A 20,093-nucleotide genomic window follows, 5' to 3' on the forward strand; every position below is an offset into this window, starting at 1 on the left:
GACCGATGCAGGTTCATTCACCGAACTGACCCGTGCTACGGTTTCCGTCAGTTCATTCAATGAACCTTGGAGGCTTCCCCATGGCAATCGCCGCGCCCGGGCGCGCACCGGACACCGCCCCGGCCCCCGGCCCGACCCTCGTGCTCGCCTGCGCCGCGACGCTGCTGGCGCTGGTCAACTACACCGTCCCGGCGGCGACACTGCCCCAGATGGCCCGGGACCTCGGCTCGGGCCCCACGGGACCGGCCTGGCTGCTGAACGGCATCTCGCTGGGCCTGGCGGCGGCGCTGCTGGTCACCGGGGACATGGCCGACGCCTACGGACGGCGGCGCGTCTACCTCGCCGGGCTGTGGACGCTGGCCGCCACCGCCGTCGCGGCGGCCCTGGCGACCGGAACCGGGATGTTCGTCGCCGCCCGGATGGCGCAGGGGGCTGCCAGCGCGGCGGTGCTCACCGCCGGCCTGGGCGTCCTCGGGCACGCCTTCCCCGACGGTCCCGAGCGCCTGCGCGCCACCGGCCGCTACGGGGCCATGATCGGCCTGGGCATCGCCATCGGGCCGCTGCTCTCCAGCGCGCTGGCCACCGCGGTGAGCTGGCGGGCGGTCCACTGGGTGGTCGCCGCGGCCTCCGCGGCTCTGGCGCTGACGGCGGCCGGCCGGCTGCCGGAGTCGCGGGCCGCGACGCGCCGGCCGCCGGACGTGCCGGGCGCGCTCCTGCTGGCCTCGGGCCTCGCCGCGCTGGTCACCGCCGTCACCGAGGGACGCGCCGGCTGGGGCCGGCCGGTCGTGGCCGTCGCCTTCGCCGCCGCGGCGCTGCTGCTGGGCTCCTTCGTCGCGGTCGAACGGCGCCGCCGGCTCCCCCTGCTCGACCTGGGGCTCTTCCGGCATCCCCTGTTCGTCGTCTCCACCGGCGGGGCGCTCGTCGTCGGGACGGTCGTGATCGGGCTGATGAGCTTCCTGCCGACGGTGCTGCAGCTCTCCCGGGGCCTGACCCCGCTGGGCGGCGCCGTGCTGCTGGCCGTCTGGTCGGGGGTCTCGTTCCTGACCGCCCTGCAGGCCCGCCGCCTGCCGCTGACCGGCGGAGGCGGCCTGGCGCTGGGGCTGCTGCTGTCGGCCGCGGGCACGCTCGCGCTGCTGGGCGCCGCCGCCCACGCCCCCTGGGCCCGGGTGGCGGCCGGGCTGGTCGTCGCCGGGACGGGCAGCGGCCTGATCAACGCGGCGCTCACCCGGCTGGCGATCGAGAGCGTGCCCGCCCACCGGGCCGGGATGGGGTCGGGGGCGGGCAACACCGCCCGCTACGTCGGCTCGACGCTGGGCGTGGCGCTGATGGCCGCGGTGGTCGGCGCGGCGGGCCCGCGGACGGGCACCGACATCGCCCTGCTGGCCTGCGCACTGGTGGCGGCCGTGGCCGGCGCCGGGATCGCGGCCGCCGCGCGGCTCACCGGTCGCGGCGGAACACGACCACCAGCACCCGCAGCGCGAGGATCGCGCTGATCACCAGCAGGTTTTGACGTCCTCCCCGCCTTGAAAGGCGGGGATTCTCCCCTGCCAGGCCGCCGAGAACGCGGGCGGCTTGGAGTGGGTTCCTGCTTCGCCGGGTCGTGCCACCGCAAGCGGTGGTCTCACCGTCCCTCCACAGGCGTTTAGCCTGTCCGCCCGTCCGGCGGCCAGGATGTTGATCGCCGCGTTGACGTCCCGGTCGTGGACCACGCCGCACGGGCAGGTCCACGACCGGACGGAAAGCGGCATGGACGCGGCGAGGGCACCGCACGCCGAGCACAGCTTCGACGACGGGAACCAGCGGTCGATCTTCGCGAAGGTCCGCCCGTACCGGGCGGCCTTGTACTCCAGCATCCCGACGAACTGCGACCAGCCCGCATCATGCACACTCTTGGCCAGCCTCGTGCGCGCCAGGCCCTTCACCGACAGGTTCTCCACGTAGATCGCTTGGTTGTCGCGGATCAACGCGGTGGAGAGCTTGTGGGCGAAGTCGCGGCGCGCGTCGGCCACCCGGGCGTGCGCCCGCGCGACCCTGACGACGGCCTTCGTGCGGTTGTTCGACCCCTTCACCGTGCGGCTGAGGGCCTGCTGGGCTTTACGCAGGCGGCGCTCCGCCCGCCGCAGGAAGCGCGGGTTGTCCACCTTCGAGCCGTCCGATGCGACCGCGAAGTGCGTCAATCCCAGGTCGATGCCCACCTCGGCGGCGGCCTGGGGAAGCGGTTCGTCGGTCGTCTCGACCACGAACGACGCGAAGTACCTCCCGGCCGCGTCCTTGATGACCGTCACCGACGACGGCTCGGACGGCAGGCCGCGTGACCAGCGCACCGGAACATCCCCGATCTTCGGCAGGCGCAGCCTGCCGCCCGCCGTGACGGTGAACCGGGCGTTGCGGGTGAACCGGATCGCCTGCCGGTCGTCCTTGCGTGACCGGAACCGGGGCGGCGCGACCTTCGGACCCTTCCGCTTCCCGGCGACCGAGGCGAAGAAGTTCCGATAGGCGGTGTTCAGATCGGCGAGCGCCTGCTGAAGCAGGACGGCCGACACCTCGCCCAGCCATGCCCGTTCGGGCGTCTTCTTCGCCTCGGTGATGACCCGCTTGGACAACTCCCCATCCGAGACGTACGGCAGGCCCACCTCACGCGCCGCCCGGCGTGCGCGCAGCCCGTCGTTGAACACCACGCGGGCGCACCCGAACGCCCGCGCCAGCACTTCACGCTGGGCGGCGTCCGGGGAAAGCCGGTACCGGTAACGCAGCCGCACGGCCATCATCGTGCCACTCGGCCATGACCGGGCGTAGGGGAATCCGGGCGATCCGTGAACACATCGGCGCCCGCGCCGACGCCGCCCACCACCCCGGCGAACACACCATCGCCGAACGCGGGCGGCCGGCCCTTCGCCGTCCCGGTGCCCTACGCCTGGTGGGCCGAGCGGCAAGACCAGGAAGGCCAGGACACGCTCGCGCCCTGGCGGGCACTCCCGCGTGGGCCTTCACCTCCGCACCTGAAGGCCGGAACACTGGCCCGCATTGCGGTAGCCGATGAGCTGGTGGAGACCGACGTCGGCGGTGACCGGCGGGCCCGGGTCGGTGCCGAGCAGCAGCGCGTCGCTCACCCCGAGACAGGTCGCCGACGCCGGAGGCGCGGCCCCACCGGGTGCGCCGCTCCAGCGTCCGGGCCAGGCGGTAGCGGCGTGACGCCCTGGTCGTTCACGTCCACCGCGCCGGAGAACGCCTTCATCAGCGGCCCGAGGACCAGGGCCACCAGTCCCCCGGCCAGGAGCGTGCGGACCACCCCGAACCGCAGGTCGAGCAGCCGCCGGGTGACCACGGCGAACCCGCCCACCAGCAACAGGGCGGTGACCGCGAAGGCCACCGCCGTCAGAACACCCACAACCGCCCGCCGTTCCGATCACCGTAAGAGCATCGGCGGACAGACTAGGTCATTCCCGGGCGAGGGTATGAAGGTGAAGTTCGACGCCGCCCTCCGCGTCGTGCCGGTCCGGCTCGTCCGGCACCTCCACCGGAGGGAACCCGGCGGGAGGCGGGTTCTCCACGGACGGGGCGTGTCGGGTCGCGTGGAAAGTCTGTTACGCCAGATCATGAGACCCTTGCTCTACTTGCCGAACGCGATGGGAAGGGCGGCACGCTAGAAATGGCACAGATCGTCGGCGGCGGACGCCCGGTCAACGACGCCGAGCGACGGGTGATCGCCCATCTGCGGGACAACGCCCCCGACGACTGGCTGCTGCTGCACAACATCGAGGTGCCGCGCGACGGCGACGTCTTCGAGGTGGACCTGGTGGTCCTGACCGGCCACTCCCTGTGCGTGATCGACGTCAAGGGGACGCGCGGACGGATCGAGGTCGCCGGCTCACGGTGGTTCCCGGCGCGGCGGGAGGCGTTCGGCTCCCCCGTGACCAAGCTGCGCGGCACCGGGCGGGCGCTGAAGGGCCTGCTGGTCCGGCAGCGGCGGGAGCTGGATCGGGTGTACGTCGACAGCCTCGTCGTGCTGACCGGGCCCGACGCCGAACTGGTCGACCCGGCCGGCCGCGACCTGCGGCACGTCACCGACCTCGACGGGCTGATCCCCACGCTGCGCGACGTCTCCCGGATCAGGCGGGGCTGCACCCCCGACGCCGTGCCGTACCGGGCCGCGATCCTGGAGGCGCTGAACGGCGCCGTACGGCGGTCCACCGCGCCGCCGCGGTTCGGCAACTGGGAGGTGGAGGAGGAGCTCGGCGGGGACGCCCGGGTCACCGAGTACCGCGCGTTCAACGCCACGGTCCCGGGCAGCGAGACGGTGCTGCTGCGGGTGTACCGGGCCGACCCGCTGGCCGAGGAGGAGCCGCGCGCGGCCGAGCGGCGCCTGATCACCAACGCCTACCAGGCCCTCACCAGGATCCCGCCGCACCCGTGCGTCGTCCGCGCGCGGGACTTCTTCGCCGTCGACGACGAGAGCCGGTTCGTGCTGGTCCTCGACGACGTGCACGGCCAGGCCCTGCAGCTGCGCCTGACCGCGTCCCGGCGGGCGCTGCCCACCGCCGCCCGGCTCGACGTGCTGGAGGACATGCTGGCGGGCCTGGCCCACGTCCACGCCAACAACGTCATCCACCGGGCGCTCAGCCCCGCGTGGGTGCTGGTGACCGAGGACGGCCGGGCGATGCTGACCGGGTTCGACTACGCCAAGCCCGGCCCCCGGCCGTACACGGTCGCCAGCGAACTGCCCAACGTCCTCGACACCCCCTACGTCGCCCCCGAGTGCCACGCCGGGCCCGAGCGGATGACGGCCGCCTCCGACGTGTACGCGGCGGGGGTCATCGGCTTCCACCTGCTCGCCGGGCGGCTGCCGTCGGGGAGCCCGGACGCCGAGGCCCCGCTGGACGACGTCCCGCCGCAGGTGACGGACCTGCTGCGGCGGATGCGCGACCACTCCCCGGACAAGCGGCCGGGCGCCGCCGAGGCCCTTGAGGACCTGCGGCGGGCGCGGGTGGGGCTGCCGCCCGGGGAGCGGGCGGCGGAGCGTGACCCCGTGCTGCTCGACCGGATCCGCGGCAGGTTCCGCCGCCTGTCCGGCCGCCGCACGTAACGGCGGCTAGCGCCGGGGCCCCGCCGCCCGGTTCCCCCGGAGGCGGGCCATCAGCTCGCGCGCCCGCTGCTGGTTGCGCGGGTCCCGGGCCATCACCTTGACCCGCTCGACGGTCCTGCGGCCCTGCGGGCCGGCCAGGTATCGCCGGATACGGTCGATCATGGTCGCCATCGTGTCCTCCCATCGCTTTCCGAAGGGAGCTTCCCCGGCGATCCGCGTCCAATCCGGAGTGCCCGTCCCGGGAACCCGGAACGGGGCGCGGGAGCGGCACGAAAAGGGCACGGAGAACGGCCCGGGGAGCGGCGGAGCGGGCGGCCCGGCGCTCCCCGGTCGCCCGGCGCCGGGCGACCGGGCGGCCGGGGGCCGGGCGACCGGGGGCCGGACGGCTCGGGACCGGGCGCTCAGGAGTCGACGAACTCCTCGGGGACCATCACCCGCAGGCCGTTCGGGATGGTCCGGATGGTGATCGGCGTCATCAGGCGGACCTCGCCGTCGACGTCGGCGGCCATCGGCGGGTCGGTCTCCAGGAGCATCTCCCGGCCGACGACGAAGGGGCCGCCCGCGAGGCTGCGCCAGCGGCCGGTGGCGGCGCGGATCAGGGTCTCCACGACCAGCCGGAGGCGCTTGCCCGAGCCGAGCTGGTAGGCGACGAGCAGGCCGTTGTCGATGCTGATGTCCCTGGCCACCTGCCAGCCGCCGTGGAAGCGGCCGTTGGCGATGTTGAGCTGGTGGGTGAGCAGCTCGTGGCGGTGGCCGTCCACCGTGATGGCGGCGCGGAAGGGCCGGTGCCCGGGGAGGATCGTCAGGGCGGTCAGGGGGTAGGCCGGGCGCCCGAGGACGCGCTTGAGCCAGGGCCGCACCTTGCCGGCCACCTCGACGGAGACGCCGAAGCTCGCGAGGTTGGCGAACTCCCGGTCACCGGCGACACCCAGGTCGATGTCGGCGACCTTGCCGGTGCGGAACACCCGGACCGCCCCGGGCAGGTCCAGCGGGAGGCCGAGGCTGCGGGCGAAGTTGTTGGTGGTGCCCAGCGGCAGCAGGCCGAGGGCGACGTCGCGGTGGGCGACGTGCTTGACCGCGGCGCTGAGCGTGCCGTCGCCGCCGCCGACGGCCAGCAGGTCGGGGCGTTCGTCCAGCGCCGCGTCCAGCGTGGCCCGCAGGCCGCGGGGATCGTCGACGGTGAAGGTGCGGACCGGTTTGAAACCCTCCGCGTGCAGCGCGCGGACGACCTCGGGGAAGAGGCGGCGGCCGCGGCGCGAACGCGTGTTGACGACCAGGCAGATCCTGCCCTTCGTCCGGATGGCCTCGGTGTGCTCGGCCTTGCTTCGGAGCTCTGCCACGTGTCCCTCTCCGCCTCGGCGTTCCTGCCGCTCAAATGGTATGGCCCCGCCGTCGGTGACGGCGGGGCCATACACGGTTCTCCGGCCGGTGATCCGGGCCGTCCGGGTGGTCCGGACGGCCCGGGACCGGGCGGTCAGGCGGTCAGGCGGGCCTTCCGGGTCACTTGGACGGCGGGGTCACCTGGATGATCGCCCCGAGGTTGCCGGGCAGCGGGGTGACCAGCTTGAGCTTCACACCCAGCGCCTTGCCCTCGTCGCCGGGGTTGCCGGTGCCGAGGACGTGGCCGTCGCCCAGGTCACTGCCGTACAGGTCGGTGGCCGGGGTGCCGTCGGGGTTGACGACCCGGGTGCTGTAGGGCTGGTCGCCCTTGGACGGGACGACCACCGAGGCGTCGAAGTCGCGGTAGTAGAGGCCGCCGTCACGGAACTCGAAGCCCGGGACCCAGGTCTTGGCGTCGGTGAACTCGTGCACCCCGTTCTGGGCCGGCAGCTTGCTGCAGTAGGCGCTGAACGGCTCGTTCGCACCCTCGATGCACTCGGTGAAGGGGTAGGTCTTGCCGAAGGAGAACGCCGCGTTCGAGGTCTGCATACGGCCGGGCAGGTTCTTCAGCACGGTCGGGTCCTTCTGCGCCCCCTCGCCGTTCCGGCGGAGCGGGTCGAAGTGGGAGTCGACCAGGAGGAGGCTGCCCTTGGAGCCGATGCTCGGCGCCAGGTCCAGGTTGTTGACGATGGAGTTGTTGGTGTAGGTCGAGTCGCGGTACCACACCAGCATGCCGGGCGCGTTGTACTTGACCTTCTCCACCTTCCACGCGCCGTCGCGGGAGTAGTTGGTGGTGTAGGTGTACTGCAGGCCCTTGTCGAAGCCGTCGAAGTTGCGCCACTCCGCGAGGTAGAAGCGGGAGATCTCGCGGTAGCCGTCGTTGACGATCCAGCCCTGGCCGTGGGTGTTGGTGAAGGTGCCGCCGCTGGTGGTCCAGCCGTTGTTGCCGCCCTCGACGTCGTCGCTCCAGACGGTCTGGCCGCCGTTGGTGAGCGCGAAGTCGTCCACGTGCCAGCTGCGCGGGGTGAAGGCCGCGTCGGTGTTGTAGACCAGGCGCAGCTTGATGTTCTTGCCCGCGAACGGGGCCAGGTCGACGTAGTCGTGCCGCCAGCCGTCGGTGTTGCCGGTGAGGCCGTACTTGCGGTTGTTGAACTTGGCGAGGTTCTTGTTCGGGTCGGGGTAGTCGTCACCGGTCGAGACCAGGGCGCCGCCCTCGGTGTAGACCTTCAGCTGGCTCCAGGTGGAGCCGCCGTCGGTGGACGCCTCGACGAAGCCGAAGTCCCAGTCCTGCTCGATCTCGTAGTTGTTCCAGAGCCAGAACTTCACGTCGGGGCCGGCCGGGACCTGGACGTCGCGGGCGAGCTTGACGTCGCCCCACTCCTGGTCGAGGTTGGACCACCACATCTTGGTGCCGCTGTGCGGCTCGATCATCTTCAGCGGCGCGCTGGGCACGTTCACCCGGACGCCGTCCTGGGTGAGCTTGGGCGTGCGCGACGCCTGGCCGATCGTCACGAGACGGGAGGAGTCACCGGCGTTGAAGACCTTGGGGTTGGCCCAGCCGAGGACCCACTTGTCCCAGATGCCCATGTGGGTGGGCATGGACTGGAAGATCGGGCCGCTGTGCGAGCCGCTGGACATCAGGTCCCAGAAGTCGACCGCGGAGGATCCCTGGCCGGTGGTGTCGTACAGGTCCGGCAGGCCCAGGTCGTGGCCGTACTCGTGGGCGAAGACGCCGACGCCGGAGTCCTCCGGCTGGACGATGTAGTTGGAGATCTTCACGTCCTTGCCGGGCACCTTGTAGCCGCCGGCCACCGCGCTGGAGTGCGCCCAGATCGCGTAGGGGCCCTCGGCGCCGCCGTCGGAGGACTTGTCCTTGCCGGCGTGGACCAGCACCAGGTGGTCCACCACGCCGTCGGGCTCGGCGAAGTTGCCGTCACCGTCGGCGTCGGCGACGTCCTCGACGTCGTAGTCGGCCCAGGGGAAGTTCGGGTCGGCGGCGGCGAGGGAGTTGACCGCGTCGATGGCGAGCTGGCCCGGGCCGAGCGGGTTGCTCGGGTGACCGGTCATGTCCTGGGGCTCCTGGCCGCAGGCGCGGGCGCCGTAGTAGGCCTCCGAGTGCGGGACCTTGATCCACGGGCTCGCCTGGCCGCTGACGGTGTAGGCGCCCTTGGACATCTCCTCGTACATGTTCTTCATGGTGTAACCGGAGATGTCGATGCCCTTGCGGCCGTCCCGGGGGTCGGTCAGGTCGGGGCGGACCCGCTCGGTGATGCCCTTGGAGCTGTAAAGCATCTTGTTGAAGTGCTCGGGGCTGAAGTCCGGCACCCAGAAGCTGTTGTTGTCCTTGTTCGCCAGCTTCGCCGGGTCGGGGATCTTGTTGTGCAGCGGACCGTTGAGCAGGGTGCCCGGCGGCTCGGTCACGCACGTGTCGTCGGTCACGCTCTTGGGACGGCTGAAGCCCGAGAAGTCGTCGTTCGCCTTGTCGTCGAACTCCACCAGAAGGGTGAGGAGCTTGGCCTGCTTGGCGACCTTCGACTTCTTGAACAGGAACTCGGCCGGGTTGAGCCCGGTCTTGATCGCCTGGGCCTCGCGGGCGGCCAGCACCCGGGCCGCGGTGGGGTTGCCCTCGGAATACTTGCGGTTGACCTTCTTCGCCGCGGTGGCCTGACGAGCCTTGGCTCGCGAGCCGGGAACGGCCGGGTCGGCCACCTCCGGCTCCTCCCTGGGCGGCGCGTAGTTGATGTAGTAGTCGGCCGCGGTCGGCTGGTACCGGGCGACCGAAGTGTCGGCCTGCGCCGACTGGCCGCCGACGGCCAGTCCCGCGGCGGCCAGGCCGACGACAGGCACCAGCGCGAGAACGCGCCTGCGGATGCCTCTGCCTCTGCTGGACAACGCATACCCTCCCTGCCCGGGTTCGCCGGGCGCGGACATCCCTGCGTGCCGTGTGCACGCGCCGACGGGGACGTTAGACGAGAAGGTAAAGCAGGAGTAAAGACGTCGGCTTTATGTTGTGAAACTGTAATTGAGAGGCTTTTGTCGCGTAAATACGTTATGTCGGTCCTTGATCTTTTATCAAGGACCAATCGGCAGGTCGGACCCGGTGGACCACACGGCGGCCGGCCGTACGGCGGGCGAGGGCACGGCGGGCGGGGACACGGCGGGCGAGGGCACGGCGGCCAGCCCGTACGGCGGGCGGGGGCACGGCGGGTGGTCCGGGACTCCCGGGCACGGCGACGCCCCGGCACCGGGGTGCCGGGGCGTCGGGACGGCGTCAGCGCGACGTCAGGGCGGGAGGGGCCGGGCGGTCCCGGATCTCCTCGTGCGGGACGGCCGCGACCGGCCCGCCGGACGACCGGCCGTGCGGGCGGTCAGATCTCCTCCTTCGGGGCGGTCGGATCGAGCTGGCGCGGCTGGGTCTTCACCCTGGGGTGGTGCAGGTCGAAGGCCGGCCGCTCGGACCGGATGCGCGGCAGCGAGGTGAAGTTGTGCCGCGGCGGCGGGCAGGAGGTCGCCCACTCCAGGGAGTTGCCGAACCCCCAGGGGTCGTCCATGGTGACCCGGTCCGCGTGGCGGTGGGACCACCAGACGTTGTAGAAGAACGGCAGCGTGGAGGCGCCGAGGACGAACGCCCCGATCGAGGAGATCATGTTCAGGCCGGTGAAGCCGTCGATCGGGCTGTAGTCGGCGTAGCGGCGCGGGAAGCCGGCCGCGCCCAGCCAGTGCTGGACCAGGAAGGTGGTGTGGAAGCCGATGAACAGCATCCAGAAGTGGATCTTTCCGAGCTTCTCGTTCATCATCCGCCCGGTCAGCTTGGGCCACCAGAAGTAGAAGCCCGCGAACATCGCGAACACCACGGTGCCGAAGACGACGTAGTGGAAGTGCGCCACCACGAAGTAGGAGTCGGTCACGTGGAAGTCCAGCGGCGGCGAACCCAGGATGACACCGGTCAGGCCTCCGAACAGGAACGTGACCAGGAAGCCGACGGCGAACAGCATGGGTGTGGCGAAGACCAGGTGGCCGCGCCACATGGTGCCGGTCCAGTTGAAGAACTTCACGCCGGTCGGGACCGCGATGAGGAACGTCATGAACGAGAAGAACGGCAGCAGCACCTGGCCGGTCGGGAACATGTGGTGCGCCCACACGGTCATCGACAGCCCCGCGATGGCCATGGTCGCGCCGACCAGGCCGATGTAGCCGAAGATGGGCTTGCGGCTGAAGACCGGGAGGACCTCGGTCACGATGCCGAAGAACGGCAGCGCGATGATGTACACCTCGGGATGGCCGAAGAACCAGAACAGGTGCTGCCACAGGATCGGCCCGCCGGTGGCCGGGGCGTAGATCTGGGCGTCGAACTTCCGGTCGATCAGCAGGGCCAGCAGGGCGGCGGCGAGCACCGGGAAGGCCATCAGCACCATCATCGAGGTGAGCAGGACGTTCCAGGTGAAGATGGGCATCCGGAACATGGTCATGCCGGGAGCGCGCATGCAGATGATCGTGGTGATGAAGTTGACCGCGCCGAGGATCGTGCCCAGGCCGCTGATGACCAGGCCGACGATCCACAGGTCGCCGCCGACGCCGGGCGAGCCGACCGTGCTCGACAGCGGGGTGTAGGCGAACCAGCCGAAGCTGGCCGCGCCGCCCGGGGTGAGGAACCCCGAGACGGCGATGATGCCGCCGAAGGCGAACAGCCAGTAGCTCACCATGTTCAGCCGGGGGAAGGCCACGTCCGGCGCGCCGATCTGCAGCGGCATGATCGCGTTGGCGAAGCCGGCGAACAGCGGCGTGGCGAACAGCAGCAGCATCACCGCGCCGTGCATGGTGAACATCTGGTTGTACTGCTCCTGGCTGACGAACTGTATGCCGGGGTGGAACAGCTCCGCACGGATGACCATCGCCATGAGCCCGGCGAGCACGAAGAACACGAACGACGTGATCAGGTAGAGGTTCCCGATGATCTTGTGGTCGGTCGTGGTCAGCCACGACACGATCAACGACCCCTTGGCGGTGGGCGCGAGCGCGGGCCGCTGCTGCACAGATGTCACAGCCGGCTCCTTCCGGTTGGCGACAGCCGGATACGGCGGAACTCCCCGTTCGTTCACCAGCCCTCTGCCCGGTACGGACAATCCGAACACACGGCACGATGAGCTACATAGTCAACTAATCTTCTCAATGAGGCAATTAATTCTAAAAAGCACATTTACAGGGATAATTCGCCTTATTTTCGGAATTCTCGCACCGGGCCGGACCGCAGCCGCACCCGGGTCGCCCGCTCCCTCTCCGCACCCGCTCCGCGCCCCCGCCCTCTCCCCGCCCCCTCCATGCCCCTCCCCCGCCTCCGCGTCCGGCGCGCCCCTCCCCCGCCTCCGCGTCCGGCACCCGGTCCGGGCGGCCCGGCCTGAGGGCTTACAGTCCCCTTGTGACTGCTATCACCGAACTCACCGCCGCGCTCGCACCCGGAAAGATCCTGACCGACCCCGACGTGACCGACTCCTACGCCCGGGACCGGACCTTCCTGGAGCCGGGCAAGCCCCTGGCCGTCGTGCTCGCCGAGACCCGCGACGACGTGGTGGCCGTCATGCGCTGGGCGACCCGGCACCGGGTGCCGGTGGTGCCGCGGGGCGCCGGGACCGGCCTGGCGGGCGGGGCCACCTCGGTGGACGGCGGCGTGGTGCTGGCGCTGCACAAGATGACCGCGATCCGGGAGCTGTCCCCGGCCGACGAGATCGCCGTGGTGGAGCCCGGCGTCATCACCGCCGACCTGGACAGGGCCGCCCGCGAGCACGGGCTGATGTACGCGCCCGACCCCTCCTCCTACGAGATCTCCACGATCGGCGGCAACCTCGCCACCAACGCGGGCGGGCTGCGGTGCGTGAAGTACGGCGTGACCCGCGACTCGGCGCTGGGCCTGGAGGTCGTCCTGGCCGACGGGCGGGTCGTCGACACCGGCAGGCGCACGGTCAAGGGCGTGACGGGCTACGACCTGACCGGCCTGTTCATCGGCTCGGAGGGGACGCTCGGGGTCATCACGGCGGCCACCGTACGGCTGCGCCGCGCCCCGGCCACCTATCCGGCGACGATCGCCGCCGAGTTCACCTCCCTGCGGGACGCCGCCGCCGCGGTCTCGGCGATCATCGCGGCCGGGTGCCAGCCGTCACTGCTGGAGATGCTCGACCGGACCACGCTGGAGGCCGTCGAGGCCTGGCGGAGCATCGGGCTGGAGCCCGCCACCAAGGCGATGCTGATCGGGCAGGCGGACTCCGCCGACGCCGAGGCCGTCTCCGCGCGGATGGCGGAGCTGTGCGAGGCCAACGGGGCGTCCTTCGTGGCGGCCTCCTCCAGCCCCGAGGAGGCCCAGGAGCTGATCTGGGTCCGCCGGATGGCCTACCAGGCCAAGGAACAGCTGGGGAAGTGCCTGGTGGAGGACGTGTGCGTGCCGCGCTCGGCGCTGCCGTTCATGATCGAGAAGATCGAGGCCATCGCGGCGCGGCATGACGCCCTGATCGCCACGGTCGCCCACGCCGGTGACGGCAACCTGCACCCGGTCTTCATCTTCGACCACGCCCTGCCCGAGCCGCCGCCGAACGTGTGGGCCGCGGCCGACGAGGTCTTCCGGGAGGCGCTGGCCATGGGCGGCACGCTCACCGGCGAGCACGGCGTCGGGCTGCTGAAGCGGCGCTGGCTGGCGCTGGAGACCGGCCCGGTCACCGAGGAGCTGCACCACGGGATCAAGCGGCTCTTCGACCCGCTCGGCATCCTCAACCCCGGCAAGGCCATCTGAGCCGCGCTCCCGGCGGCCCTCCCGGCGGTCCGGGCGGGCCGCCGGGGGCCCGGTACGGCGGGGCGCCCGTTCGCCGGGGTCGCGGAAACTCCGGCGGCCCGCCCCGGCGGCGATGTCCGGCGGAAAACATCCGCCCCGGGGCTCACGCTGGTAGCGTGCTGCACCACATAAACCTGTTTTTCGCTTTTGTCGGGGGTCGTCGTGGTAGAGCCGCTCTCAGCGGGGGATCCCCCGCGGCTGGGCCAGTACGAGCTGACCGGCCGCCTGGGGGAGGGCGGTCAGGGGGTCGTCTTCCTCGGGCGCGGACCGGCGGGCGAGCAGGTCGCCGTCAAACTCCTGCACCACGGCCTGGCGTCCGACCCCGAGGCCCGGTCGCGGTTCCTGCGGGAGGTCTCGGTCGCCCAGCGGGTCGCCCGGTTCTGCACCGCCTCGGTGCTCCACGCCGACCTGGCGGGCAGCCAGCCGTACGTCGTCAGCGAGTACGTTCCGGGGCCGTCGCTGCGGCAGCTGGTCCTCACCGAGGGCCCGCGCAGGGGCGCCGCGCTCGACCGCCTCGCGATGAGCACGGCCACCGCGCTGTCGGCGATCCACCGGGCCGGGATCCTGCACCGGGACTTCAAGCCCGCCAACGTGCTGATGGGGCCGGAGGGCCCCGTCGTGATCGACTTCGGCATCGCCAGGGCGCTGGACTCCCCCGGCCTGACCTCCACCGGGACGGCCGTGGGCACGCCGTCCTATCTCGCCCCCGAACAGCTCGGCGACGGCGAGGTGACGGCCGCCGCCGACGTGTTCGCCTGGGGCGTCACGATGGTCTTCGCCGCGACCGGCAAGCCCGCGTTCGGCGCGGACTCCATCCCGGTGGTGATGAACCGGATCCTCACCGCCGCACCCGACCTCGGCGCACTGGACGGGCAGCTGCGCTCCCTGGTGACCGCGTGCCTGTCCAAGGACCCGGCGGCCCGGCCCACCGCCGAGGAGCTGGTGGGCCACCTGATGGGCGCGACGATCCCCTCCCCCGCCCACCTGCGGGACCAGCCCCCGCAGGCCCGGCCCGCATCGCCGCCCCCGGCCGGACCCGCCTCCGCCCCGCCGGGTCCGGCGGGTCCCGCCCCGGTCACCGCCGGTCCCCCGTACCCCGGGCGCGGCCCCGGCGCGGCCGCCCCCGGCGGCCCGCACCCCGGCGGTGCTCCCGCCCCGGCCGCCCCCGGCGACCCGGCCCGGCCGGGCAGGCCCGCGCCGAAACCACGCCGGCCGAGCGGCCTCCTGCTCGCGAGCGTGGCGGGCGTGGCCGCGCTGGCGGTCGCCACGGGCACCGTGGTGATCCTCAACGGCGACGAGCGGACCTCGGCCGCCGAGGCCGCCAAGACCGCCGAGCCGTCGAACCCCACGCGGCAGGCCGGGGAGCCCGAGGAGCCCGAGGCGGAGCTCACCCCCGACGAGCCGCCCGCGGCGTGGAAGTCGCCCACGCCGAAGGCGAGCCCCTCACCCACCGCCCAGGCAGGCCGGGGGCGGACGGTCGCCCCCCAGCCCCCCAGGCCGTCCGAGCCGACGGCCACCAGGGCGGGCGGCGGCTCCGGCGACCGCGAGCGGGCGCGGAAGACCGCGGAACCGGACCCGAACGCGGTGGAGCCGGGCGACCCGCCGTCCGATTCCACCGAGAAGCCGGCCACCGCGCCGCCGCGGGCCACCACCAAGCCGACGACCGCCCCCCTCCCGAAGCCGACGGCCACGACCGCGAAGCCGACGACCAAGCCCAAGCCCGCACCGAAGCCGAACCCCTACACCGCGACCGGCGTCTGCGGCTCCGGCTACAAGGTGATCGACTCCCACGCCCTGTCGTCCTCGGCGACCGTCTACCTGCTCTACAGCTCCGGCGCGGGCCGCAACTGCGTGGTGACCATGTCGAAGTACGTGGTCCCGGAGAAGATCACCATGAACGCGATCCTCCAGGTGAAGGGCGGCTCCTCCGGCAGCAACCCGGGCCCCTTCACCGCCTACGCCGGGCCGGTGCGGCTCCCCGGCGCCGGCAAGTGCGTCATCTGGGGCGGCTCGTACGGCTCGGCGACGTGGAAGAGCGGCTGGAGCCACTGCGGCTGAGCCCCGGAGAGGCCGGACCGGGTCCCGGCGGCATGCCGCGGGCCGGGCCGGCGGGAGGTCCGGCCGATCGCTTCCGCCGCCTCACGTGCGCCTTCGCCGCTTTCGCGTCGACACGCGTCGTCGCCCCTGTCGGAGCGCCTGAGCGTCGGCTACCTTGCTGGGGTGATCGTCAACTCTGGGACGGCGGCCGGGCGGGATCACCCGGCGCGCGGCGGGCGGGGCAGGCGGGGCGGGCGGACGGACACCGGGCGGGACACCCGGTGAGCCGGCTGGACACCTCCGGGGACGACTACCGGGCGCGGCGCGCGGCGATGCTCGCCAAACTGGCCGAACTCGACGCCGAGCACGCCAGGGCGGTCGCCGGGGGCGGCCCGAAGTACGTCGAGCGGCACCGCGCGCGGGGCGGGCTGCTCGCCCGGGAGCGGATCGAGCTGCTCGTCGACCCCGACTCGGCCTTCCTGGAGCTCTCGCCGCTGGCGGGCTGGGGCACCGAATTCCCCGTCGGGGCGAGCGTGGTAACCGGGATCGGCGTGGTCGAGGGCGTCGAGTGCGTGATCGTCGCCAACGACCCCACCGTGCGGGGCGGCTCCACCAACCCCTGGACGCTGCGCAAGACGCTGCGCGCCGCCGACATCGCCCTGGCCAACCGGCTGCCGCTGATCAACCTGGTGGAGTCCGGCGGGGCCGACCTGCCCACCCAGAAGGAGATCTTCATCCCCGGCGGGCGGGTCTTCCGGAACCTGACCCGGCTGTCGGCCGCCGGCATCCCGACCGTCGCCCTGGTGTTCGGCAGCTCGACCGCCGGCGGCGCCTACGTTCCCGGGCTGAGCGACCACGTGGTGATGGTCCGCGAGCGGGCGAAGGTCTTCCTGGGCGGGCCGCCGCTGGTGAAGATGGCCACCGGTGAGGAGGCCGAGGAGGAGGCGCTGGGCGGCGCCGAGATGCACGCCCGGGTCAGCGGCCTCGCCGACCACCTCGCCGACGACGAGCACGACGCGCTGCGCATCGGGCGGCGGATCGTGCGCAATCTCAACCACCGCAGGGCGGGCCCGGCTCCCGGGCCGGTGCGCGAGCCCCGCCACGACGCCGACGAGCTGCTCGGCATCGTCCCCGAGGACCTGCGGATCCCCTTCGACCCGCGCGAGGTGATCGTGCGGATCGTGGACGGCGGCGAGTTCGACGAGTTCAAGCCGCTGTACGGCACGAGCCTGGTGACCGGCTGGGCGCGGCTGCACGGCCACCCGGTCGGGATCCTGGCCAACGCCCGGGGCGTGCTGTTCAGCGAGGAGTCCCAGAAGGCCGCCCAGTTCATCCAGCTCGCGAACCAGGCCCGCACGCCGCTGGTCTTCCTGCAGAACACCACGGGCTACATGGTCGGCACGGACTACGAGCGGGGCGGCATCGTCAAGCACGGCTCCATGATGATCAACGCGGTGGCCAACTCGACGGTCCCGCACCTCACGGTCGTCATGGGCGCCTCCTACGGCGCCGGCAACTACGGCATGTGCGGCCGGGCCTACGACCCCCGGTTCCTGTTCACCTGGCCGAGCGCGAAGTCGGCCGTGATGGGACCGGCGCAGCTCGCCGGGGTGCTGTCCATCGTGGGCCGCGCCGCGGCGCGGGCCCGGGGACAGGACTACGACGAGGCGGGCGACGCGGCCATGCGCGAGATGGTCGAGCGGCAGATCGAGGCCGAGTCGCTGCCGTTCTTCCTGTCCGGCCGCCTGTACGACGACGGGGTCATCGACCCCCGCGACACCCGCACCGTCCTCGGCCTGTGCCTGTCGGCCGTCGGCAACGCCCCCGTCCCGGAGCCCGCGGGCTTCGGCGTCTTCCGGATGTGAGCCCGTGCCCCTGACCCCTCCGGTGATCGGACGCCTCCTGGTCGCCAACCGCGGCGAGATCGCCCGCCGTGTCCTCCGTACCTGCCGTGACCTCGGCATCGAGACCGTCGCGGTGTTCTCCGACGCCGACGCCGGCGCCCCCCACGCCGCCGAGGCCGACCACGCCGTGCGGCTGCCCGGCGCCGAGCCCGCCGTCACGTACCTGTCCGCGGCGAAGGTCGTCGAGGCCGCCCTGCGGACCGGGGCCGACGCGGTCCACCCCGGCTACGGCTTCCTGTCGGAGAACGCCGCGTTCGCGCGGGCCGTGCTGGACGCCGGCCTGACGTGGATCGGCCCGCCCCCGGAGGCCGTGGCCGCCATGGGCTCCAAGATCCGGGCCAAGGCGCTGATGGCCGCGGCCGGGGTCCCCGTGCTCCCCGGTTTCACCGCCGGGCCGGACCGCTCCGCCGACGACCTCGAACGCGACGTGCGGGCCCTCATCGAGCGCGGTCCGGCCTCCGCCGGGCGAAGGGCGCTGCTGGTGAAGGCGTCGGCCGGGGGCGGCGGGCGCGGAATGCGGATCGTGGAGCCGGGCGGCGACCTCGCCGCCGCGATCGAGTCGGCCCGGAGGGAGGCCGAGGCGGCGTTCGGTGACGGGACGGTCTTCGTCGAGCCGCTCCTGGAGCGGGCCCGGCACGTCGAGGTCCAGATCATGGCCGACCGCCACGGGACGGTGTGGGCGCTGGGCGAGCGGGAGTGCTCGATCCAGCGGCGGCACCAGAAGGTGATCGAGGAGGCCCCGTCCCCGGCGATCTCCCCCGCGGCGCGGGTGCGGCTGTGCCACGCGGCGGTCACCGCGGCCAGGGCCGTCGGATACGTCGGGGCGGGCACGGTGGAGTTCCTCGTCGCGGACGACACCGTCGCGTTCCTGGAGATGAACACCCGCCTGCAGGTCGAGCATCCCGTCACCGAGTGCGTGCACGGCGTCGACCTGGTGGAGCTGCAGATCCGGGTGGCCGAGGGCGCGCGGCTGCCCGAGGCGCCCCCGCGGGCGACGGGCCACGCCGTCGAGGCGCGGCTGTACGCCGAGGACCCCGGGCGCGACTGGCTGCCGCAGGCCGGCGTCCTGCACCTCCTGGACGTCCCCGGGGTGGACGTCCGCTTCGCCCCGCCGCCGCCCGGCGCGTCCCGCTGCCTGCGCCTGGACTCCGGCGTCGGGAACGGCTGCGAGATCGGCGTCCACTACGACCCGATGCTCGCCAAGGTCGTCTCCTACGCCCCCGACCGGGCCGAGGCCGTACGCCGGCTCGCCGCGGCCCTGGCGGGCGCGCGGATCCACGGCCTCGTCACCAACCGCGACCTGCTGGTGCGGGTCCTGCGGCACGAGGCGTTCCGCGCCGGGAACACCCACACCGGCTTCCTCACCGAGCACGACCTGACCGCCGCACCCGCCGCACCCGCCGAGTCCGCCGAGTCCGCCGTTCCCCTGTCGGCCCTGGCCGCGGCCCTGGCGCAGGCGGCGGCCAACCGTGCCGCCGCCCCCGTGCAGGCCGGGCTGCCCGCCGGGTGGCGCAACGTGGTCTCCCAGCCCCGCCGTACGGACTTCGCCGAGGCGCGGGTCTCCTACCTGCTCACCCGGGACGGGCTGCGGGCCGAGGGCCTGCCGGACACGAGCCTGGTCTCCGCCGCCCCGGACCTGGTGGTCCTGGAGACCTCCGGCGTACGGCACCGCTTCGCCGTCGCCCGCTACGACGGCGTGACGCACGTGGACTCCCCCCTCGGCCCGGTACGGCTCACACCGCTGCCCCGGCTCCCCGAGCCGGCCGGGCGCACGGCCCCGGGCTCCCTGCTCGCGCCCATGCCCGGTACGGTGCTGCGCGTCGAGGTCAAGCCCGCCGGCCTCGTCACCGCGGGGCAGACGGTCCTGGTGCTGGAGGCGATGAAGATGGAGCACCGGATCGCCGCCCCGGCGGCCGGCACGGTCTCCGCGGTGAACGTCGCCCCGGGCGACCGGGTCGAGGCGGGCGCCGTACTGGCAGTGATCGAGGAGAGTGGTGGATGAACGCCGTTGACGAGCCGCCGGTGGAGCGCCTGGTGCGCGGGGAGGTGTCCGGCGGGATCGCGACGATCACGCTCGACTCGCCGCGCAACCGCAACGCGCTGTCGGTGCGGCTGCTGGGCGAGCTGCGGGACCACCTCGACCGGGCGCTCGCCGACGACGGCGTGCGGGTGATCGTGCTGACCGGGGCCGGCCCGGTGTTCTGCGCGGGCGCGGACCTCAAGGAGCAGCGGCTCGGGCCGGGGGCGGCCAAGGACGCCCCGGTGACCGCGTCCTTCCCGGAGATCATGCGGGTGATCTGGGAGAGCCCCAAGCCGGTGATCTGCCGGCTGAACGGCACCGCCCGCGCCGGCGGGCTGGGCCTGGTGGCCGCCTGCGACTTCGCGGTCGCGCCGGACACGGCGTCGTTCGCGTTCACCGAGGTGCGGCTCGGCGTGGTCCCGGCGATGATCTCGGTGACCGTGCTGCGGCGGCTGGACCCGCGGGCCGCGGCCGAGTACCTCATGACCGGGGAGACCTTCGACGCCGCCCGCGCCCAGGAGATCGGCCTGCTCACCCGCGCCGTGCCCGAGGCCGATCTGGACCGCACGGTCGCCCACTACGCCGGCATGCTGCTGCGCGGCGGCCCCGAGGCGCTCGCGCTGACCAAGCGGCTGGTGCGGACCGTGCCGGCGATGCCGCTGGAGGAGGGCATGCGCCGCATGGCCGAGCTGTCGGCCGAGCGGTTCACCTCCGCCGAGGGCCAGGAGGGCATCGCCGCGTTCATGGAGAAGCGCCCGGCGTCCTGGGTGCCGCGGGAGGCCTGACGGCCTTCCGCCGGCCGTACGGTGCCCCGCCCGCGTCCCGTCCCGTTCCGCCCGTGTCCCGCCCGCG

General features: G+C 72.9%; 14 protein-coding genes. 7 read left to right on the top strand and 7 right to left on the bottom strand.

What is annotated here, in order from left to right; all coding sequences use genetic code 11:
• Positions 1 to 80 precede the first annotated feature (80 nt).
• Positions 81 to 1,493 carry an MFS transporter gene (locus tag IEZ10_RS04105; protein ID WP_189245127.1) on the top strand — a complete coding sequence of 471 codons (1,413 nt, stop codon included), beginning with the start codon at positions 81 to 83 and terminating at the stop codon, positions 1,491 to 1,493.
• Here IEZ10_RS04105 and IEZ10_RS04110 read toward each other — a convergent pair whose 3' ends face one another.
• The 3 genes from IEZ10_RS04110 to IEZ10_RS04115 form a co-directional block, all read right to left on the bottom strand.
• Positions 1,494 to 2,759 carry an RNA-guided endonuclease InsQ/TnpB family protein gene (locus IEZ10_RS04110; RefSeq protein WP_189245128.1) on the bottom strand — a complete coding sequence of 422 codons (1,266 nt, stop codon included), beginning with the start codon at positions 2,757 to 2,759 and terminating at the stop codon, positions 1,494 to 1,496.
• Between the two features lie 228 nt (positions 2,760 to 2,987).
• Positions 2,988 to 3,110, bottom strand: a complete 123-nt coding sequence (locus IEZ10_RS39765; RefSeq protein WP_268246272.1) for a hypothetical protein — start codon at positions 3,108 to 3,110, stop codon at positions 2,988 to 2,990.
• Positions 3,107 to 3,388 (bottom strand): hypothetical protein, encoded by a 282-nt coding sequence (locus IEZ10_RS04115; RefSeq protein WP_189245129.1) that lies wholly within the window; start codon positions 3,386 to 3,388, stop codon positions 3,107 to 3,109. The genes IEZ10_RS39765 and IEZ10_RS04115 overlap by 4 nt, the downstream gene beginning before the upstream one ends.
• A gap of 261 nt (positions 3,389 to 3,649) precedes the next feature.
• Here IEZ10_RS04115 and mads6 point away from each other — a divergent pair, with 261 nt between their 5' ends.
• Complete coding sequence (mads6, locus tag IEZ10_RS04120) at positions 3,650 to 5,083, top strand: methylation-associated defense system protein kinase MAD6 (protein WP_189245130.1); 1,434 nt, start codon at positions 3,650 to 3,652, stop codon at positions 5,081 to 5,083.
• Between the two features lie 6 nt (positions 5,084 to 5,089).
• Here mads6 and IEZ10_RS04125 read toward each other — a convergent pair whose 3' ends face one another.
• From IEZ10_RS04125 to ctaD, 4 genes are all read right to left on the bottom strand, one after another.
• Positions 5,090 to 5,245 (bottom strand): hypothetical protein, encoded by a 156-nt coding sequence (locus tag IEZ10_RS04125; RefSeq protein WP_189245131.1) that lies wholly within the window; start codon positions 5,243 to 5,245, stop codon positions 5,090 to 5,092.
• Positions 5,246 to 5,484: 239 nt separating this feature from the next.
• Complete coding sequence (locus IEZ10_RS04130) at positions 5,485 to 6,423, bottom strand: diacylglycerol/lipid kinase family protein (protein WP_189245132.1); 939 nt, start codon at positions 6,421 to 6,423, stop codon at positions 5,485 to 5,487.
• 160 nt (positions 6,424 to 6,583) lie between these two features.
• Complete coding sequence (locus IEZ10_RS04135) at positions 6,584 to 9,355, bottom strand: immune inhibitor A domain-containing protein (RefSeq protein WP_229810941.1); 2,772 nt, start codon at positions 9,353 to 9,355, stop codon at positions 6,584 to 6,586.
• Between the two features lie 476 nt (positions 9,356 to 9,831).
• Positions 9,832 to 11,505: an aa3-type cytochrome oxidase subunit I gene (gene ctaD / locus IEZ10_RS04140; protein ID WP_189245134.1), complete on the bottom strand. Its 1,674-nt coding sequence runs from the start codon at positions 11,503 to 11,505 to the stop codon at positions 9,832 to 9,834.
• Positions 11,506 to 11,879: 374 nt separating this feature from the next.
• Here ctaD and IEZ10_RS04145 point away from each other — a divergent pair, with 374 nt between their 5' ends.
• From IEZ10_RS04145 to IEZ10_RS04165, 5 genes are all read left to right on the top strand, one after another.
• Positions 11,880 to 13,241, top strand: coding sequence for an FAD-binding oxidoreductase (locus IEZ10_RS04145; RefSeq protein WP_189245135.1), 1,362 nt, complete (start codon positions 11,880 to 11,882; stop codon positions 13,239 to 13,241).
• 201 nt (positions 13,242 to 13,442) lie between these two features.
• The gene (locus tag IEZ10_RS04150) at positions 13,443 to 15,338 is read left to right on the top strand and encodes a serine/threonine-protein kinase (protein WP_189245136.1); all 1,896 of its coding nucleotides are present in this window, start codon (positions 13,443 to 13,445) and stop codon (positions 15,336 to 15,338) included.
• 311 nt (positions 15,339 to 15,649) lie between these two features.
• Positions 15,650 to 17,182 (top strand): acyl-CoA carboxylase subunit beta, encoded by a 1,533-nt coding sequence (locus IEZ10_RS04155; protein ID WP_189245674.1) that lies wholly within the window; start codon positions 15,650 to 15,652, stop codon positions 17,180 to 17,182.
• Between the two features lie 22 nt (positions 17,183 to 17,204).
• Positions 17,205 to 19,223 carry an acetyl/propionyl/methylcrotonyl-CoA carboxylase subunit alpha gene (locus IEZ10_RS04160; RefSeq protein WP_189245675.1) on the top strand — a complete coding sequence of 673 codons (2,019 nt, stop codon included), beginning with the start codon at positions 17,205 to 17,207 and terminating at the stop codon, positions 19,221 to 19,223.
• On the top strand, positions 19,220 to 20,026 hold the full coding sequence (locus IEZ10_RS04165; protein ID WP_189245137.1) for an enoyl-CoA hydratase family protein: 807 nt from the start codon (positions 19,220 to 19,222) through the stop codon (positions 20,024 to 20,026). The genes IEZ10_RS04160 and IEZ10_RS04165 overlap by 4 nt, the downstream gene beginning before the upstream one ends.
• Positions 20,027 to 20,093 lie beyond the last annotated feature (67 nt).

The sequence above is a fragment of the Streptosporangium pseudovulgare genome, from assembly GCF_014648055.1.
Taxonomy (GTDB): Bacteria; Actinomycetota; Actinomycetes; order Streptosporangiales; family Streptosporangiaceae; genus Streptosporangium; species Streptosporangium pseudovulgare.

Excerpts from the sequence above, each read along its gene's own strand:
- IEZ10_RS04155 (WP_189245674.1), top strand. The coding sequence starts at position 15,650 with ATGCTCGCCAAACTGGCCGAACTCGACGCCGAGCACGCCAGGGCGGTC.
- mads6 (WP_189245130.1), top strand. The coding sequence starts at position 3,650 with ATGGCACAGATCGTCGGCGGCGGACGCCCGGTCAACGACGCCGAGCGA.
- IEZ10_RS04125 (WP_189245131.1), bottom strand. The coding sequence starts at position 5,245 with ATGATCGACCGTATCCGGCGATACCTGGCCGGCCCGCAGGGCCGCAGG.
- IEZ10_RS04105 (WP_189245127.1), top strand. The coding sequence starts at position 81 with ATGGCAATCGCCGCGCCCGGGCGCGCACCGGACACCGCCCCGGCCCCC.
- IEZ10_RS04165 (WP_189245137.1), top strand. The coding sequence starts at position 19,220 with ATGAACGCCGTTGACGAGCCGCCGGTGGAGCGCCTGGTGCGCGGGGAG.